The 17,079-nt window shown below is 73.7% G+C and carries 9 protein-coding genes; 5 read left to right on the forward strand and 4 right to left on the reverse strand.

Annotated features, from left to right (window positions below; all coding sequences use genetic code 11):
- The first annotated feature begins 57 nt into the window (after positions 1-57).
- The 5 genes from ACGFIW_RS18995 to ACGFIW_RS19015 are packed head-to-tail and all read left to right on the forward strand — an operon-like array spanning position 58 to position 13,423.
- Positions 58-3,348: an amino acid adenylation domain-containing protein gene (locus ACGFIW_RS18995; protein ID WP_393317084.1), complete on the forward strand. Its 3,291-nt coding sequence runs from the start codon at positions 58-60 to the stop codon at positions 3,346-3,348.
- Positions 3,329-4,846: a histidine ammonia-lyase gene (hutH, locus tag ACGFIW_RS19000; RefSeq protein ID WP_393317087.1), complete on the forward strand. Its 1,518-nt coding sequence runs from the start codon at positions 3,329-3,331 to the stop codon at positions 4,844-4,846. Before ACGFIW_RS18995 ends, hutH begins: the two co-directional genes overlap by 20 nt.
- Entirely contained in the window at positions 4,846-8,238 is a 3,393-nt protein-coding gene (locus ACGFIW_RS19005; protein WP_393317089.1) for an amino acid adenylation domain-containing protein, read from the forward strand. The genes hutH and ACGFIW_RS19005 overlap by 1 nt, the downstream gene beginning before the upstream one ends.
- Positions 8,235-11,264 carry a type I polyketide synthase gene (locus tag ACGFIW_RS19010; RefSeq protein ID WP_393317091.1) on the forward strand — a complete coding sequence of 1,010 codons (3,030 nt, stop codon included), beginning with the start codon at positions 8,235-8,237 and terminating at the stop codon, positions 11,262-11,264. The genes ACGFIW_RS19005 and ACGFIW_RS19010 overlap by 4 nt, the downstream gene beginning before the upstream one ends.
- Positions 11,261-13,423 (forward strand): acyl-CoA dehydrogenase family protein, encoded by a 2,163-nt coding sequence (locus tag ACGFIW_RS19015; RefSeq protein ID WP_393317094.1) that lies wholly within the window; start codon positions 11,261-11,263, stop codon positions 13,421-13,423. Before ACGFIW_RS19010 ends, ACGFIW_RS19015 begins: the two co-directional genes overlap by 4 nt.
- Here ACGFIW_RS19015 and ACGFIW_RS19020 read toward each other — a convergent pair.
- Genes ACGFIW_RS19020 through argB form a run of 4 tightly spaced genes read right to left on the reverse strand, consistent with a single transcriptional unit; the run spans position 13,412 to position 17,074 of the window.
- Positions 13,412-14,368 carry a transketolase family protein gene (locus ACGFIW_RS19020; protein WP_393317097.1) on the reverse strand — a complete coding sequence of 319 codons (957 nt, stop codon included), beginning with the start codon at positions 14,366-14,368 and terminating at the stop codon, positions 13,412-13,414. The two genes, ACGFIW_RS19015 and ACGFIW_RS19020, sit on opposite strands and share 12 nt — an antisense overlap.
- On the reverse strand, positions 14,365-15,192 hold the full coding sequence (locus ACGFIW_RS19025; protein ID WP_393317100.1) for a transketolase: 828 nt from the start codon (positions 15,190-15,192) through the stop codon (positions 14,365-14,367). The genes ACGFIW_RS19020 and ACGFIW_RS19025 overlap by 4 nt, the downstream gene beginning before the upstream one ends.
- Positions 15,189-16,244 carry a M20/M25/M40 family metallo-hydrolase gene (locus ACGFIW_RS19030; RefSeq protein ID WP_393317103.1) on the reverse strand — a complete coding sequence of 352 codons (1,056 nt, stop codon included), beginning with the start codon at positions 16,242-16,244 and terminating at the stop codon, positions 15,189-15,191. Before ACGFIW_RS19030 ends, ACGFIW_RS19025 begins: the two co-directional genes overlap by 4 nt.
- Positions 16,241-17,074: an acetylglutamate kinase gene (gene argB, locus ACGFIW_RS19035; RefSeq protein ID WP_393317106.1), complete on the reverse strand. Its 834-nt coding sequence runs from the start codon at positions 17,072-17,074 to the stop codon at positions 16,241-16,243. Before argB ends, ACGFIW_RS19030 begins: the two co-directional genes overlap by 4 nt.
- Between the last annotated feature and the right edge of the window lie 5 nt (positions 17,075-17,079).

The raw sequence follows: 17,079 nt of genomic DNA on the forward strand, positions 1-17,079 counted from the left end.
TCCGGCCGTCGGGAATCGTTAGACTGGCGCCGACCAACGACCGGGAGGTGACTTTCGGTGCGATCCTCCACCGCGCCCCACGGCGCAATTCCCGCAGGATTGGCACAAGAACGCTTCTGGTACATCGACCAACTGCTGCCGGGCACCGCCGTCCACAATCTCGCGTTCGCCGCCGACATCGACGGCGAGCTCGACGTGGCCGCCGTCGAGCACGCCGTTCACACCATCGCCCGGCGGCACGAGATCCTGCGTACCCGCTTCGCGGTGCGCGACGGCACGCTGTGCCTCGGTGTGGTCGAGCAGGCGGGTCCGAGGCTTGTCGTCTCCGACTGCCCCGCCGACGACCTCGACGCGGCCACCCGGAGGCTGGCGGCCGCGCCGTTCGGTTACGAGGCCGGGCCGATGGTGCGGGCGGCGCTGTGGAGGGCCGTCGGTCCGGACGCCCCGGCGCACCATCGCCTGGTGCTGGTGGCGCATCACGCGATCTTCGACGGGTGGTCGTTCGGCGTGTTCCTGGCCGAGTTCGGCGCCCTGTACCGAGCCCATGCCACCGGCGCGGAGCCCGACCTGCCACCTCTGGGCCGCCAGTACCGCGACTACGCCGCTGCGCAGCGCGAACGGCTGGCGTCGGACGGCTTCGCCGGCGATCTCGCCTACTGGGGCGGGGCGCTGGCCGGGCTCGCCGACACCGAGCCGGTGACGCTGCCACCGGACCTCCCGCGGCCGGCCCGGCTCCGGTTCCGCGGCGGAACGCACCGCTTCCGGGTGGCCGCGGACGACCTCGCACGGCTTCGCGCGGTCGCCGACCAGGAGTCGACCACCGCGTTCGTGGTGTGCCTGGCCGCCCTGCAGACGGTGCTGAGCCGTCGCACCGGCCGTACCGATGTCGTGGTGGGCGCGCCCGTCGCCGGCCGGCCGGACGCCGCGGCCGAACGGTTGATCGGTCCGTTCCTCAACGTGGTCGTGCTTCGCGGCGACCTCTCCGGTGATCCCACGTTCCGGCAGTTGCTGGTGCGCGGTCGGGCCGTGACCGGCGACGCGTTCGCGCACGCCGACCTGCCGCTGCAGTACGTCGCCGAGCGGCTCAGCACCCGACGTGGGCCGGCGACGGCGCCCTTCCGCGTCGCGCTCGCCCTGCAGAACACGCCCGCCGCGGAGATGGACCTCGGTGCCGGCCTGCGGCTGCGACCCGTGCGCCTCGATCCGGAAACCGCGCAGAACGACTTGTCGTTGTTCCTCACGCCCACGGCGGACGGCATGGACGCGATGCTGATCTACGACCGCGACCTGTTTCGTCCGGAGACCGTCGCGGCGTTCGCCGCCGACCTGCTCGACGTGCTGCGGCGGGCCGGCCGGTCGCCGGACACCCCGGTCTCGCGGTGGCTTCGCCGGGTTCCCTCGGCGGCCGGGCCCACACTGCCGGCGGTCCTCGACGCCCTGACCGGTCATGCCGGGCCGGGACCCGACGCCACCCTGGTGGCACGGTTCCGCCGGTGGGCCACGGCGCAGCCCGAGCGGGACGCCCTGGTGCACCGCGACCGCCGGGTCAGCTACGGCGAGCTGGACACGGCGAGCGACCGGATCGCCAACGCCCTGGTGGCCCACGGTGTGCCCGCCGGCGCACCGGTGGCCCTGATGGCGGACAACCACCCGGCGGCCATCGCCGCGCTGTTCGGCATTCTCAAGGCCGGCGCGGCATTCGCCTGCCTGGACCCGCGCCAGCCCCCGACCCGGCACGCCGAGATCCTGGCCGACCTGGCGCCCGCCCTGCTGATCGTCGACGACCCGGAGCGCCGCACCGGCCCGGTCCCGGTCCTGGCGCTCGACGAGCTGATCGGTACCAGCCGGGCCGACCAGATCGGGCAGCGATTGGTCGACCCGGAGACGTTGGCCTACGTCGCGTACACCTCGGGCTCCACCGGGCGTCCCAAGGGGATCCCGCACCGCCACCGGGACCTGGCGCAGTTCGTGGCCTGGCAGAGCGAAGCGTTCGAGATCGGACCGGGGCTGCGGGTGGGGCAGCTCGCCTCCCTCACCTTCGACGTCGCCTACTGCGAGATATTCGGGGCGCTCTGCCACGGCGCCACGCTCTGCCTGCGGCCGCCCGGCGTCAGTGCCGACCCGGCGCTCCTGGCCGCCTGGCTGGGCAACGACAGGGTCCAGTTGCTCCAGGTCATCCCGCGGCTCTTCGACGAGATCCTCGCCGCGGCCGGCGCCGCCGGCCTGCCGGAGCTGCGCACCGTCATGTTCGTCGGCGAGGCGCTGCACGCGGAGCGGGCCGATCGGGTCCGCAACCGCCTCGGCGATGACGTCCGGCTCGTCAACATGTACGGACCCACCGAGGTCGTGGCCGCCACCTTCCACGTGGTGCCGGCGACGGCGGCCGGGCCGCCGGGCGCCGTGGTGCCGATCGGCCGCCCGATCCCCGGGCGGCAGCTGGTGCTGCTCGACGAGGCCGGCACGCCCTGCCCGCCGGGCGCAATCGGCGAGATCTGCGTCTTCAGCCCGTACCTGGCCGACGGTTACCACCGCGACGCACGGGAGAGCGCCCGCCGGTTCGTGCCGAGCCCGCTGCCGGATCGCCCGGGCGTCATGTACCGGACCGGTGACCTGGGCCGCCTGCACGGCGACACGCCGCTTCTGGAGTTCGCCGGGCGGCTGGACAACCAGGTCAAGATCAACGGCATCCGCCTCGAACTGGAGGAGGTCGAGGCCTCGGTCGTCGGCCACCCGCAGGTACGCGAATGCGCCGCCGCGGTGCGTACGGCCGGCGGCGGGCAGCGGCTCGTCGCGTACGTGACGACGGTCGACGGGGCGCCGGTGCCGGATCTCCGCGACCACCTGCGGCGCAGAGTCCCGGCACACCTCGTGCCGGCCGAGGTGATCGTGCTGCCGGCGCTGCCCCGTACCGTCAGCGGGAAGATCGACCGGGGTGCCCTGCCGGCACCGCCCACCGGGCCGACGCGGGCCAGTCACGTCGCCCCGCGCACGTTCCTGGAACGGACCCTGGCGGCGCTGGTCGCCGAGGTGCTCGACATCGAACAGGTCGGCGCGTACGACGACTTCTTCGACATCGGCGGCAACTCGCTGCAGGCGGCCCGCCTGGTCAACCGGGTACGCGACGAGCTCGGCCTCGACCTCAGGCTGCAGGCGCTGCTGGACGCGCCCACCGTGGCGGGAGCCGCGGCCGCCGTGCGGGCCGCCGCCGGTGACATCGACTACGACGCGGAACTCGCCGCCATCGAGCGGGAGCTCGACCACATGACTGCCGACGAGCTTTCCACACTCGTTCGCCAGCACCAGCCCTCGACCGAAGACCAGGGGAGCCATGACGACCGAGACAGTTGAGATCACGTTCGCCGACTACACCCTGGAGGACCTGCACGAGATCGCCACGACCCGGCCGCGGCTCGTGCTCGCCGCGGACGTGGTCGAGAAGATCGCCGAAGGCGCCCGATACATCGAGAAGATCCAGTTCCAGAACCGGCACATCTACGGTGTCAACACCGGATTCGGCTCCCTCTGCGAGACCCGCATCGACCCGTCGGCCATGTCGGCGTTGCAGCACAAGCATCTGGTGTCGCACGCGTGCGGCATCGGCGAGGTGGTGCCCGAGCTGATCTCCCGCTTGGCCATGCTGGTCAAGCTGCTGACCTTCCGGGCCGGTTACTCCGGCATCTCGCTCGACGTGGTGGGGCGGCTGCTCGACCTCTGGAACGCCGACGTCATCCCCGCGATCCCGAAGAAGGGCTCGGTAGGCGCCAGCGGTGACCTGGCACCCCTGGCCCACCTGGCGCTGCCCGTCATCGGTCTGGGCCGGGTGTACCACGACGGCGAGCTCGTCGACGCGGCGCCGGTGCTCGCCGAGCTCGGCTGGAAGCCGATCACCCTGCGGCCCAAGGAGGGCCTGGCGCTGACCAACGGCGTGCAGTACATCAACGCCATCGCCACCGACTGCATCGTGCGCGCCGGCCGGCTCGTGCGCACCGCCGACGTCGTGGCGGCCCTGAGCCTCCAGGCGTTCAGCTGCGCCGAGACGTTCTACGAGCGGATCCTGCACGACACCTCGCGCCACCCCGAGCGCGGCGTGGTGGCGGCGAACCTGCGCACCATGGTCGAGGGCAGCAACCACTTCACCCTGCCGGGCTGCAACGTCGCCAAGGAGGACCCGTACTCGTTCCGCTGCGTGCCGCAGGTGCACGGCGCGGTGCGTCAGACGTACGGCTTCGCCCGCACCGTCGTCGAACGGGAGTGCAACAGCGTCTCGGACAATCCGCTGTTCTTCCCCGAGCACGACCGGGTGATCCTCGGCGGCAACCTGCACGGCGAGTCCACGGCGTTCGCGCTGGACTTCCTCGCCATCGCGATGAGCGAGCTCGCCAACATCTCCGAACGGCGCACCTACCAGCTGTTGTCCGGTCAGCACAACCTGCCGGACTACCTGGTTCCGGTGCCGGGACTGGACTCGGGCCTGATGATCCCGCAGTACACCTCGGCCGCCCTGGTCAACGAGAACAAGGTGCTCAGCACCCCGGCCAGCGTCGACACCATCCCCACCTGCCAACTGCAGGAGGACCACGTCAGCATGGGCGGCACCAGCGCGTACAAGCTCATGCAGATCCTCGACAACTGCGAGTACGTCCTCGGCATCGAGCTGACCACCGCGGCGCAGGCCGTGGACCTCAACAAGGAGCTGCGACTGGGCCCGGCCTCCCAGCGGGTCTACGACGAGTTCCGCTCGGTCGTCCCGTTCCTGGACGCCGACCGGCAGCAGTCGCTGGACATCGAGGCGGCCCGGACGCACGTCCGGGCGCAGAGCCCGGCCTGGGCCGTAGGACTCGCCTGATGCCGGCCGATCCGACGCCGGCGGTGACGTCCCGGCGTGCGCTCGCCGAGGAGCTGCTGCGGGCCCGGCTGCGCTTCGGCGCGGAGCGGACGGCCCCGGTCCGGCACCGGGGTCCGGCGCCGCTCACGTACCCGCAGGAGCGGCTCTGGCTGGTGGAGCAGATGCACCCCGGGCGCGGCGCGTACCACGAGGTGTTCGCCGCGCGGCTGGACGGGCCGCTGGACGCCGACCGGCTGGAACTCGCACTCGCCGCAGTGGTTCGCCGGCACGAGGCGCTGCGGACCTCGATCCGCTGCCCCGACGGGCGGCCGGTGCAGGTGGTGACGGACGACGTCACCGTCCCGCTGGAGACGCAGTCGTTTTCGCAGCCCGGCATGCCCGCGCGGGAGGAGGCCGCGCTCGCCGCGGTGCGGGCCCGCGTCGAGCGCCCCTTCGACCTCACGGTCGCGCCGCTGATGCGCGCATACCTGGCCCGGCTGGACGACGAGCGGCACATCCTGGCGCTGGTGATGCACCATGTCGTCACCGACGGCTGGTCGTTGCGGATCCTGCTGGACGAGATGCTCACGCACTACGTCGCCGGGGCTACCGGTGCGGCTGCGGCCCTGCCGGCGCTGCCGTTGCGGTACACCGACTACGCACACGAGCAGCGAGCCCGGCCGCCGGAGGAACGGTTCGCCGAAGGGCTCCGGTACTGGGCCGAGCACCTGCGTGGCGCGCCCGGCTCGCTACAACTGCCGACTGATCGCGACCATCCGGCCGTGCCGACGTACGCCGGCGGTGAGCATGTGTTCACTGTGCCGCCGCCGCTGACGGCGGCCCTGCGGCAGCTCGCCCGCCGGGAACAGGCCACCCTGTTCATGGTGCTGCTCGGCGCGTACGCCGGGCTGTTGTCCCGCCTCGGCGGCCAGGAGGAGGTCGTCGTCGGCACGCCGGTGGCCAACCGGGGGTCCGTGGCCACCGAGCGCCTCGTCGGCCTGCTCATGAACACGATCGCGCTCCGCACGTCGCTGGCCGGTGAACCCACGTTCCGGCAACTGCTGGGGCGGGTACGCGAGGTGGTGGCCGCCGGGCTGCGGCACGGCGACGTGCCGTTCGAGAAGGTGGTCGAGGCCGTCGGCGCCGACCGCGAGGTCCCGCGTAATCCCCTGTTCCAGGCGATGTTCGTGTTGCACAACGCCCCGTTCGCCGCCCCGGACCTGCCGGGCGTTACGGTCACCGCGCTGTCCGGATTGACCGGCACCGCCAAGTTCGACCTGACGCTCGGCGTCGTCGAGACGGGCGACGCGCTGGAGTGCCATCTCGAGTACAACTCGGACGTCTTCGATCCGGCGACCGCAGCCCGGCTGGCCGGGCACTACCGGTCGCTGCTGGCCGGTGCCGTCGCGGACCCCGACCGCACAGTCTGGGACCTCGACCTGCTCGACGCCGGGCAACGGGCGACGATCGAGGCGGACTGGTATCCGCCCACGGCCGCCCCGACGCCGGTCGCCTGCCTGCACGACGCCTTCGCCGCTCAGGCCGCGCGCACACCCGGCGCGCCCGCGGTCGTCGATGGGGCCCGCCGGGTCACCTACGGTGAGCTCAAGTCGCGGGTGGACGCCCTGGCCACGCGGTTACGGCGGCACGGCGTCCGCCGCGGCACGCTGGTCGCCCTGCAACTCGAGCGCGGCCTGGAGCAGGTGACCGGCATTCTCGGCGTGCTGGCCGCCGGCGGCGCCTACGTGCCGATCGATCCCGGCGAACCGCCGGAGCGGCTGCGTTACATCCTTGCGGAGACGAGCCCCGTGGTCCTGCTCGTCGGGCAGGCGTCGGACGCGGCGTCGTACCCAGACGGTGCCCTGATCCTGGCCGTCGACGGCGACACCACCGAGCCGGCCGGCCCCACCGAGCCGGCCGACGACGGCGACGCCACCGAGCCGGCCGAACCCGGGGACCTGGCCTACGTGATCTACACCTCGGGTTCGACGGGCCGGCCCAAGGGCGTGCCGGTCACGCATCGCAACGTGGCCTGGCTGTTCGGCGCCGCCCGTGAGTGGGTCCGGTTCGGCCCGGGTGACGTGTGGACGATGTTCCACTCCTACACCTTCGACGTGTCGGTCTGGGAACTGTTCGGCGCGCTGCTGCACGGCGGCACGCTGGTGATCGTGCCGCGGGAGGTGAGCCGCTCCCCCGCGGCGTTGCGTCGCCTCCTGGCCGAGCAGCGGGTGACCGTCCTCTGCCAGACACCGACCGCCTTCTACGGTCTCGCCGACGCCGACGCCGACGCGGGCAGTGCCGCGCTGGACGCCCTGCGCCTGGTCTTCGTCGGCGGCGAACGGCTGGAGTTCGGACGGTTGGCCGGTTGGTTCTCCCGGTACGGCGACGAGGTGCCGCAGGTCTTCAACATGTACGGCCCGACGGAGACCACCGTGTGGACGACCTGGCGCGACATCGCCGCGGCCGACACGGGCATCGCCCGCAGCCGCATCGGCAGGCCCCTGACCGGGGCGGGCGTCCTCGTGGTCGACCACCGGCTGCGGCCGGTGCCACCCGGCGTGCCGGGTGAACTCGTGATCGGCGGGCCCCCGCTGAGCCAGGGCTACCTGAACCGGCCGGAGCTGACCGCGGAACGGTTCGTCGTCGACCCGCTCGGCGGCGACCGCCGCGGCTACCGCACCGGGGACGTGGTACGCCGCCTGCCCGACGGCGACCTGGAATACCTCGGCCGGGCCGACCTCCAGGTGAAGATCCGCGGGCACCGGGTGGAACCCGGCGAGGTGGAGGCGGCGATGCGTGCACACTCCCAGGTCGCCGAGGCGGTCGTCGTCGCCGGACCCGACCTGGCCGGCGGCGACAGGCTCATCGGATACGTGGTCGCCGCCGGCGACGCCGCACCTGCGGCCGGCGAGCTGCGCGACTTCCTGCGCCGACGTCTTCCCGCCTACATGGTGCCGTCGGCGTTCGTGGCGATCCCCGCCATCCCGCTGACACCCAGCGGCAAGACGGACCGCCGGGCATTGCCGCCGCCCGACGCGGAGGCGGTGCGGACCGGCCCGTACGTCGCCCCGCGCACCCCGGCCGAGCGTCTCCTCGCGACGATCTTCGCGGAGCTGCTCGGCGTCGCCCGGATCGGCATCGACGACAACTTCTTCGATCTGGGTGGTCACTCGGTGCTCGCGTTGCGCCTGCACCAGCGGATGCGGGCGGAGTCGCTGCCCGTCGAGGTCATCAGCATCTTCCAGTACCCGACCGTGCGCACCCTTGCCGGCCTGCTCGATCGTGATCCGGCGGGAGCTGCCGCGCTGGGCCGCGCCCGCGACCGGGGAGCCGAGCGTCGGGCCGCTCGGACGGGGCGCGCGGTCACGGGGCCACCGACCGGCGGCCCGACGAGCGAAAGGCGCGAACCATGACATCATCCCCCGGCGCCGACGACCTACCGGTACCGGAGACTGCCATCGCGATAGTGGGTATGGCCGGTCGGTTCCCGGGCGCCTCCTCGGTCGCGCAGCTGTGGCGCAACCTGTGCGACGGCGTCGAGAGCGTCACCTTCTTCACTCCGGAACAGCTCGCCGCGGCGGCAGTGCCCGAGCAGGAGTACACCGACCCGGCGTACGTGCCCGCCCGCGCCATCGTCGAGGGTGTCGAGCTGTTCGACGCGGAGTTCTTCGGCTACAGCGTGCGGGACGCGGAGATCCTCGACCCGCAGCAGCGGCTGTTCCTGGAATGTGCCTGGCACGCGCTGGAGGATGCCGGGTACGACCCCGAGCGGTACGACGGCCAGATCGGCGTCTTCGGCGGCTCGGCGATCAGCATGTACCTGCTGGGCCTGCTGGCGCACCCGGAGCTGGTCCGCACCGTCGGCGGGTATCGCCTGTTGCTCGCCAACGACAAGGACCACCTGACCACCCGGGTGGCGCACAAGCTCAACCTGCGCGGCCCGGCCGTGACCGTGCAGACCGCCTGCTCCACCTCGCTGGTCGCCGTGCACCTCGCCGTGGACTCGCTGCTCTCCCGTCAGTGCGACCTGGCCCTGGCCGGCGGGGTCGCGCTCAGCCTGCCGCAGCTGGCCGGGTACCGGTTCGAGGAGCAGGGCATCATGTCCCCGGACGGGCACTGCCGGCCGCTGGACGCCGCGGCCGCCGGCACCGTTCCCGGCAACGGTGCCGGCATCGTGGTTCTCAAGCGCCTGGCCGACGCGCTCGCCGACGGGGACACCGTGCACGCGCTGCTCCTCGGCTCGGCGGTGAACAACGACGGCAGCCGGAAGGCCGGGTACACCGCGCCGAGCGCGCAGGGCCAGGCCGAGGTGGTCGCCGAGGCCGTGGACGCGGCCGGCGTCAGCCCGCACAGCATCGGGTACGTCGAGGCGCACGGCACCGGCACGGCGCTCGGTGACCCGATCGAGGTCGCGGCCCTGGCCGAGGCCCTCGGCCGGGATGGGACGTCCGCGAGCTGCATGATCGGCTCGGTGAAGTCGAACATCGGCCACCTGGACGTGGCGGCCGGAGTCGTCGGCGTCATCAAGACGGCCCTGGCACTGCGACACGGCGTGCTGCCGCCGACGCTGCACTTCCGGGCGCCGAACCCGCGCAGCCGACTCAGCGAGGCCGGCTTCGTCGTGAACGCCGCCGTTCGCGACTGGCCGGCCGGCGACGGTCCGCGCCGGGCCGGGGTCAGCTCGTTCGGCATGGGCGGCACGAACGCCCACGTGATCCTGCAGGAGCCACCGGCGCCGCCGCCGCCCGCCCCCGGCCGCACCCGGCACGTGCTGACCCTGTCGGCGACGACCCCGGCGGCACTGACCGAGCTGGGCGCCGCGCTCGCCCGCCACCTGAGCGAGGAACCGGAAGCACCGCTCGCCGACGTCGCCTACACCACCCAGGTGGGCCGCCGGGTGCACCGCTACCGGCGGGCGGTGAGCGGTGCGGACGCGACCGAGCTGTGCGCCGCGCTGAAGGCCCGGCCGGCCACGGGCGACGGCACCGTCGGCGGTCGGGAGGTCACCTTCCTCTTCCCCGGGCAGGGTTCCCAGCGCCGGGGAATGGCCGCGGTGCTGTACCGCGACGAGCCGGTCTTCCGGGCCGCGGTCGACCGTTGCCTGCGACTCGTCCCGGCCACGCTCGGCTGCGCCCTGCGCGCCGCGCTGCTGGACGACCCGGACGCGCCGGACCTGCGCGACACCGCGCTCGCCCAGCCCGCGCTCTTCGTCGTCGAGTTCGCGCTGACCGAGCTCTGGGCAGCCTGGGGCGTACGGCCCGCAGCGATGATCGGCCACAGCGTCGGTGAGTACGTCGCCGCCTGCGTGGCCGGGGTCTTCTCGCTGGAGGACGCGCTGGCGGTGGTCATCGCTCGCGGCCGGCTGGTGAGCGGCATGCCGGACGCCGCGATGCTGAGCACCGGCTGCTCCGAGGACGAGCTGGCCGAGCTGATCGACGGCATCGGCCGGCCCGGCGTGGCCGCCGAGCTCTCGGTGGCGGCGATCAACGGACCCCGTCTCACCGTGCTTTCCGGAACGACCAGCGCGATCACAGCCGTGGCGGAGCAGGCGGCCGCCCGGGGTGTTCCGGCCCGACGCCTGTTCGTCTCGCACGCCTTCCACTCCTGGCTGCTCGATCCGGTGCTGGCCACGTTCGAGGCGGTGGTGGCGGGCGTGCGGCGAAACGCGCCGCGGATCCCCTACCTGTCCAACGTGACCGGCCGCTGGATCACGGCCGACGAGGCGACCAGCCCTCAGTACTGGGCCGCCCACCTGCGCGGCACGGTGCGCTTCGCCGACGGGGTGCGGAATCTGCTGGCCGATGGTCCGCGGGTGCTGCTGGAGGTGGGGCCCGGATCCGGGCTGGCTGGCCCGGCCGTCCCGCCCGGGGCGGACCGACCGGTGCTGATCAGCACCCTGCCGGCCACCGGTCCCGACGGGCTCTCCGGTGCGGCCGTACCCGACGCGGCCGGCGGCCTCTGGGCCGCCGGTGTCGACATCGACTGGTCCGCCTACCACGACGGCTCCGGACGTCGGCGGGTGCCGCTGCCCGGCTATCCGTTCCAGCGCCGCCGGCTGTGGATCGACGGGGGCCCCGGCCTCGGCGGCCACCGCGCCGTCGACAGCGAGGCCCCCGCCCAGGCGCCGGCCGGCCCGGACGGCGATCCCGCCGTCACCGAGGTCGAACGCGTGCTGCTCGGCCTCTGGACCGAGATGCTCGGTGCGCAGCCGATCGGGCTGCACGACGAGTTTCTCGCGCTGGGCGGCCACTCGTTGCTCGCGACGCAGCTCACCACGCGGATCCGGGACGCCTTCGACGTTCCGCTGACCGTCGAGCGGCTCTTCGAGCTGCGCACCGTCGCACGGATCGGCGACCACATCGAAGAACTGCTGCTCGCGAGGCTGGCGGCACTGGACGACGACGAGGTGGAACGTCTGGTGTCCGGGGAGGCGCCGTGATCCCCCTGCGCGACGAGCAGCGGCTGTTCGAGCACGAGCTGCGCGAGTTCTTCGCCACTGCGGAAATGGCCGCGGCCGTCGCGGCGGCCGCGGGCGCCGGCCCGGGCGCCGGGGAGCCGCTGCACCTGGTGCACCGCCTGCTCGGCCGGCGGGGCTGGCTCGCCGCGGGCTGGCCGACACGGTACGGCGGCGCCGGCCGGGGGCCCGTCGAGACGGCGTTGGTACACCGCGAACTGGTCCGTCACGGCGTGCCCGACCTGCTGTTCGTGGTGTCCATCTGCTACGTGGGCAACCTGCTGCTGGCGGCCGCTGGGGAGGCCGTCCGCGCAGCTTTCCTGCCGCGCCTGGCTCGCGGCGAGCTCACCGCGTGCACCCTGTACAGCGAGCCGTCGACCGGGTCCGACCTCGCGTCGCTGAGCTGCCGCGCCGAGGCGGTGCCGGGCGGCTTCCGGCTTTCCGGAACCAAGGTGTACAGCCAGGCGACCGAGCACGCCGGGTACGGCGTGGTCGCGGCGCGCACCGCGGATCCTGGGGGCACGCCGCACGACGGGATCACGCTGTTCTGGATGCCGATGGACGCGGCCGGCGTGACCGTGCACACCACGCCGTGCCTCTCGGCGAACCCGTTCAGCCGGGTGACGCTGAGCGGCGTCGAGGTGCCCGCCGAGAACGTGATCGGCGCGGTCGACGAGGGCTGGCCGCTGCTCAACGAGGCGCTGTCGATGGAGCGTACCGGCCTGGAGGCCCACCTCAAGGTGCGCCGCTGGCTCGACGACATCGCGGCGCACGCCCGGGCCGGCGGCGCGGGCTCCGACCCTGGCGTGGCGCAGGCGCTCGCCGCGCTCGAGAGCGAGGTCTCGGCTGGCGGGGAGCTCGCCTGGGAGATGATCGGCAAACAGGCGCAGGGGCGCCTCGACGGCGTGGGCGCGGCCATGTCGAAGTGGTACAACACCGAGGTCGGCCGGCCGTTGGCTCGGCTCGCCCTCGATGTGGGCCTGCCGGGCGCCGGTTCGTTGCTGGGCGAGGCGCCCGGCCTCACCCTCTCCGCGGGCACCTCCGAGATCATGCTGTACGCGATCGCGGGCGGCCACCTGCGGGTACAAACTCCCGACGCAGCCGCCGAACCGCTCGACGACCCCGACGCCCGGCTGCGCCGGAGGCTCCGGCGCTTCGTGGAGTACGCCTTCCCCGGCGCGCTGCGAGCCGCCGGTGACGATCCCATCCGTACCGGACCGGTCGACGGCGGCCCCGGACCGGACGAGGTCTGGCGGGCCCTGGTCGACAGCGGCACGGCCGGCCTGACCCTGCCCCGGTCCGCCGGTGGCTCCGCCGCCGGACTGGCCGACTCCGTGGTGCTGATGCAGGAGCTGGGCCGGCTGCTGATCGCCGGACCGCTGGCGCCCACACTCGCCGTCGCGGAGCTGGACGGGCCGGCGGCCGGCGACCTGACCCGGACGGTGGCGGTCGCGCCGCCGGCCGGCGACCACCGGCCGACGCTTGCCGACGGCCGGCTGACCGGCGACGCCGGGCCCGTCGCCGACGCTGAGCAGGCCGATCGGCTGCTGGTGCTCGCCTCGACGCCGGCCGGGCCGGCGCTGGTGATGGTGGACCGGGACGCGGACGGCGTACAGATCGTCTCGCGCGGGGAACTCGGGATTGCCGAAGTCGGCTTCGCCGACGCGGCGGTGCCCCGGCAGCACGTGGTGTGCGCGGCCGGTTCGCCCGCGTACTGGTGCCTGCTGGACCGCCTGTACCTGCGGCAGAGCGGGTACCTGCTGGGCCTGGCGGGGCACACGTTCGAGCTGACCCTGCGGTATGCCAAGGGTCGCCACCAGTTCGGCCGCCCGGTGGCGACGTTCCAGCATGTGTCGTTCCGGCTCGCGGCACTGGCGACCCGCCTGCACGCCGCGGGCCGCCTGGTGCGCGCCCTGGCGGTCAGGCACGACGCGGGCGGGAGCGTCGGGAGCGCGGCGGCCCTCGCCCTGGTGTCGGAGCTGGCCCGGGACGTGACCGCGGAGGGGGTTCAGTTGCACGGCGCGTACGGCTACACGCTCGCCGCACCGGTGGCCCGGTACTACCGCCGGGCGGCTGTGGAGACAGTCCGCTACGGCACCCCGCTCGCGTTGCGTGCGCAGGCTGCGGCTCGGCTACCGGTCTGACGTCACCAGGATGGGTCGGGCCGCGGCGACCACCGCCTCCGCCGTGATGCCGGCCTGATCCAGCAGGTGTGCGTGGTCGCCGACCAGGGTGAAGAACCGGTCCGGTGCGCCGATCCGGTGCACCGGCCGCGGGTCGGTCGCGCTCAGCCACTCGGCCACCGCCGAGCCCAGCCCACCGCTGACCCAGTGCTCCTCGACGCTCACCACCGCCCTGGCAGTCCGCGCGGCCCGGCTCAGGGTCGCGGTGTCCAGCGGTTTGACCGTGTGCATGTCGAGCACCGTCACTCCGGTGCCGGCCGCCGCCAGCGTGTCGGCCGCCGCGAGGGCCGCGGACACCGGCCACGGGCCGCACGCGACGATGAGCACCTCGCCGCCGAGCGGGCGCAGCGTCCGGCAGTTCCCCCAGCGCACCGGCTCCTGCCCGCCCGGCAGTGGCGGGGTGGCGTCGCGCCCGAGCCGCAGATAGCTCGGGCCGTCGAGGGCCGGTGCCTGACGTAGCAGGGCGAGCGCGGTGTCCGCGTCGGCCGGCACCGCCACGTGCATGCCGGGCAGCATGCGCATGATCGCCATGTCCTCCAGCGCGTGGTGCGTGGGACCCAGCGACGCCGCGGACAGGCCGGCGTGGGAAGCCACGATGTGCACCGGCAGGCCGGCGTACGCGAGGTCCACCTTCACCGCCTCCAGCGCCCGGGTCGCCGCGAACGTGGCCATCGTGTGCACGAACGGGATCAGCCCGGTGCGGGCCAACCCTGCGGCCACTCCCATCATGTTCTGCTCGGCTATGCCGAGGTTGAGGTAGCGCGCGGCGGCCGGGCCGAAATCGATCCGGGCGAAGGCCCCCGTGTCGCTGTCGAGACAGACCACCCGGTCGTCGGCGCGCATCAGGTCGGCCAGTTGGTGAGCGCACGCCTCCCGGGCCGTCCGGCTGTCGGCGACGGCGGTCACGACGGATCCCGCGGTTCCGCCAGGTCCAGTGTGGAGATGGCGCGCCGCAGCTGCGCTCCACGCAGTCGCGCGAAGTGACTGTGCACCTTGTTCTCCACGTAGGGCAGGCCCTTTCCCTTGACCGTGGCGGCAAGCACCACTGTGGGACGGCCCGGCGTGGTGGCGCCCAGCGCCCCGCGCAGGCTCGTCGCATCGTGCCCGTCCGCGGTGACCACCCGCCAGCCGAAGCTCTCCCACTTGCCGGCCAGCGGTTCCAGACCCACGACCGATTCGGTAGCTCCGGTGATCTGTAGGCCGTTGCGGTCGACGACGGCGGTCAGCCGGTCCAGGCCGTAACCGCCGGCGGCCATGGCCGCTTCCCACACCGAGCCCTCCTGCAGCTCCCCGTCGCCGAGGATCACGAAGCAGCGGCGGGCCGAGCCGGTCAGCCGCAGGCCGAGCGCGACGCCGACGCCCAGCGGCAGGCCGTGGCCGAGCGCGCCGGTGGGCGCCTCGATGCCGGGCACACCGGGGGTCGGGTGCGCCATCAACCGGCTTCCGGGCAGCCCGTACGACTCCACCAGCGCCTCGGGCAGAAATCCGCACTCGGCCAGCACCGCGTACAGCCCGATTGCCCCGTGGCCCTTGCTGAGCAACAACACGTCCCGGTCCGGCCGCGCGGGCCGGACCGGGTCGACCAGCATGACGTCGCGATACAGGACGAGCAGGATCTCGACGAGCGACATCGAGCCGCCCAGATGGCCGCCGGCCGGCGACGCGCACATCGCCACGATTCGCCGCCGCACCCGCAGAGCGGCGGCGGCGAACTCCGTCGCGGCGGTCACGGCCAATCTCCCACGGTGAGCCGCTCGCCGAGCCCGTCGAGCGCGTCGACGAGCACGGCGATGGCGCGCAGGTAGTCGTCGAGCGGCAGATGCTCGTCGGCACTGTGGTCCAGCCGGCTGTCGCCCGGCCCGTAGCAGGCCATCGGCACCGACCAGTAGCCGGCGAGGGTGTTCATGTCGGAGGTGGCCGTCTTGACCTTCAACGTCGGCCGGACGCCCTGCCCGTCGATGGCGCTGCTCAGTGCGCGTACCACTGGGTCGCGGCGACCGACCCGGCACGCCGGCACCGAACTCACCAGCGTGATCTCGCCCTCGGGCAACCGGTCGCGGAGCACGGCGAGCAGCTCGTCCGGGGCGAAGCCGAGAGGGCTGCGCACGCTGAACATCGCCTCGGCGGTGTCGAGATCGCCGCGGATCTCGTGCAGCGTGGTGCCCGGCAGGTCGAAGACGGCGTGGCTGAGCCGGGGGCCGACCGCGTACTGGAAGGTTCGCCATGCCGCGGCGGCGAGTTCCGCGGCCCGAGGGGTGGGCCGGGTGGAATGGCCCGGCGCGCACCGCACCCGGTAGCGGAAGTCCGTCCGGCCCTTGTAGCCGAGCACCACGGAAGACCAGCCGCTGGGCTCGCCGATCAGCAGCGCGTCCGGCGCCGGATGGGTCCGCCCGAGATGGTGTGCCCCTCGGGAGCTGGGCATCTCCTCCTCGACGGCGCCGACCACCACCAGGCGGCCCGGAAACCGGCTCGCCGCGGCCGCACAGACCATGGCGGCAAGCGCGCCCTTGGCGTCGACCGAGCCGCGTCCGTACAGCCGGCCGTCACGCACTGCCACCGGAAGAGTGGCGCCCTCGGTGTCCAGGTGGCCGACGAGCATCACGGTCGGGCCACCCGGCGGCCCGATCTCGCCCACCGCGTTGCCGACCGCGTCGACCCGCGCCGAGAAGCGACGCGCGGTCATCTCGGCGACCAGGAGCTGGGCGATGCCGCGTTCGCCACCCGAGGGCGACGGCGTCTCCACCATCCGGCGCAGCAGCCCGACGGGGTCCAGGGCGCTCATCGGGCCGCCACGGCCGGTGCCGGCACGATCCGGCTGCCAGCATCGGCCAGGGCCGCGGTGACCGGCGCCGGGACGCGGGCGTCGGCTATCCGCACCGACGGGATCCCGGCCTCGACCGCCGAGCGGGCGGCCAACAGCTTCACCGCCATCCCGCCGGTGGCGCCCGGTGGCAGCGGGCCCGCGCCGACCGGTACGACGCGGCGCAGCGTCCTCTCGTCGGTCGCGTCGGCGAGCACCCCGGGCGCGCCGGTGAGCAGCACGAGGGCGCTGGCCCGCAGGGCCACCGCGATGGCGGCGGCGGCCCGGTCGGCGTTCACGTTCAGCGGCCGGCCGTCCTCGCCCAGGGCCGGCGGCGACACCACCGGCACATGGCCGGCGTGCAGCAGATGAGTGAGCAGTTCGGGCCGCACGCCGACCAGCCGGCCGGCATGGTCGTCGCGTACCACGACCTTGCGTCCGTCCAGGACTGCCCGATGCGCCGCCACCCGCCGGGCCCGCAGCAGTCCCGCGTCGAGGCCGGTCAGGCCAACCGCCGACACGCCCGCGCACAGAAGGCCCACCAGCAGGCGTGGCTTCGCTGCCCCGGCCAGGGCGAGCAGGGTCACTTCCAGGGTGGCCGCATCCGTGTACCGACCGACCGACCCGTCCGGTGCCAGCAGTTGCCGCTGTGGCACCCCGAGCCGGGCCGCGAGCCGGGCGATGTCGGCGGATCCGCCGTGTACGAGCACCACCTGCCGGCCGGCCCCGGTCAGGGCACCGACGTCGGCGCAGATCGCGGCCACGTCCGCCGTGCCGTTACCAGCGCACTTGACCACCACGATGTCCGGCATGGCCC

This window comes from Micromonospora sp. NPDC048935 (assembly GCF_043197875.1).
Classification (GTDB): Bacteria; Actinomycetota; Actinomycetes; order Mycobacteriales; family Micromonosporaceae; genus Micromonospora.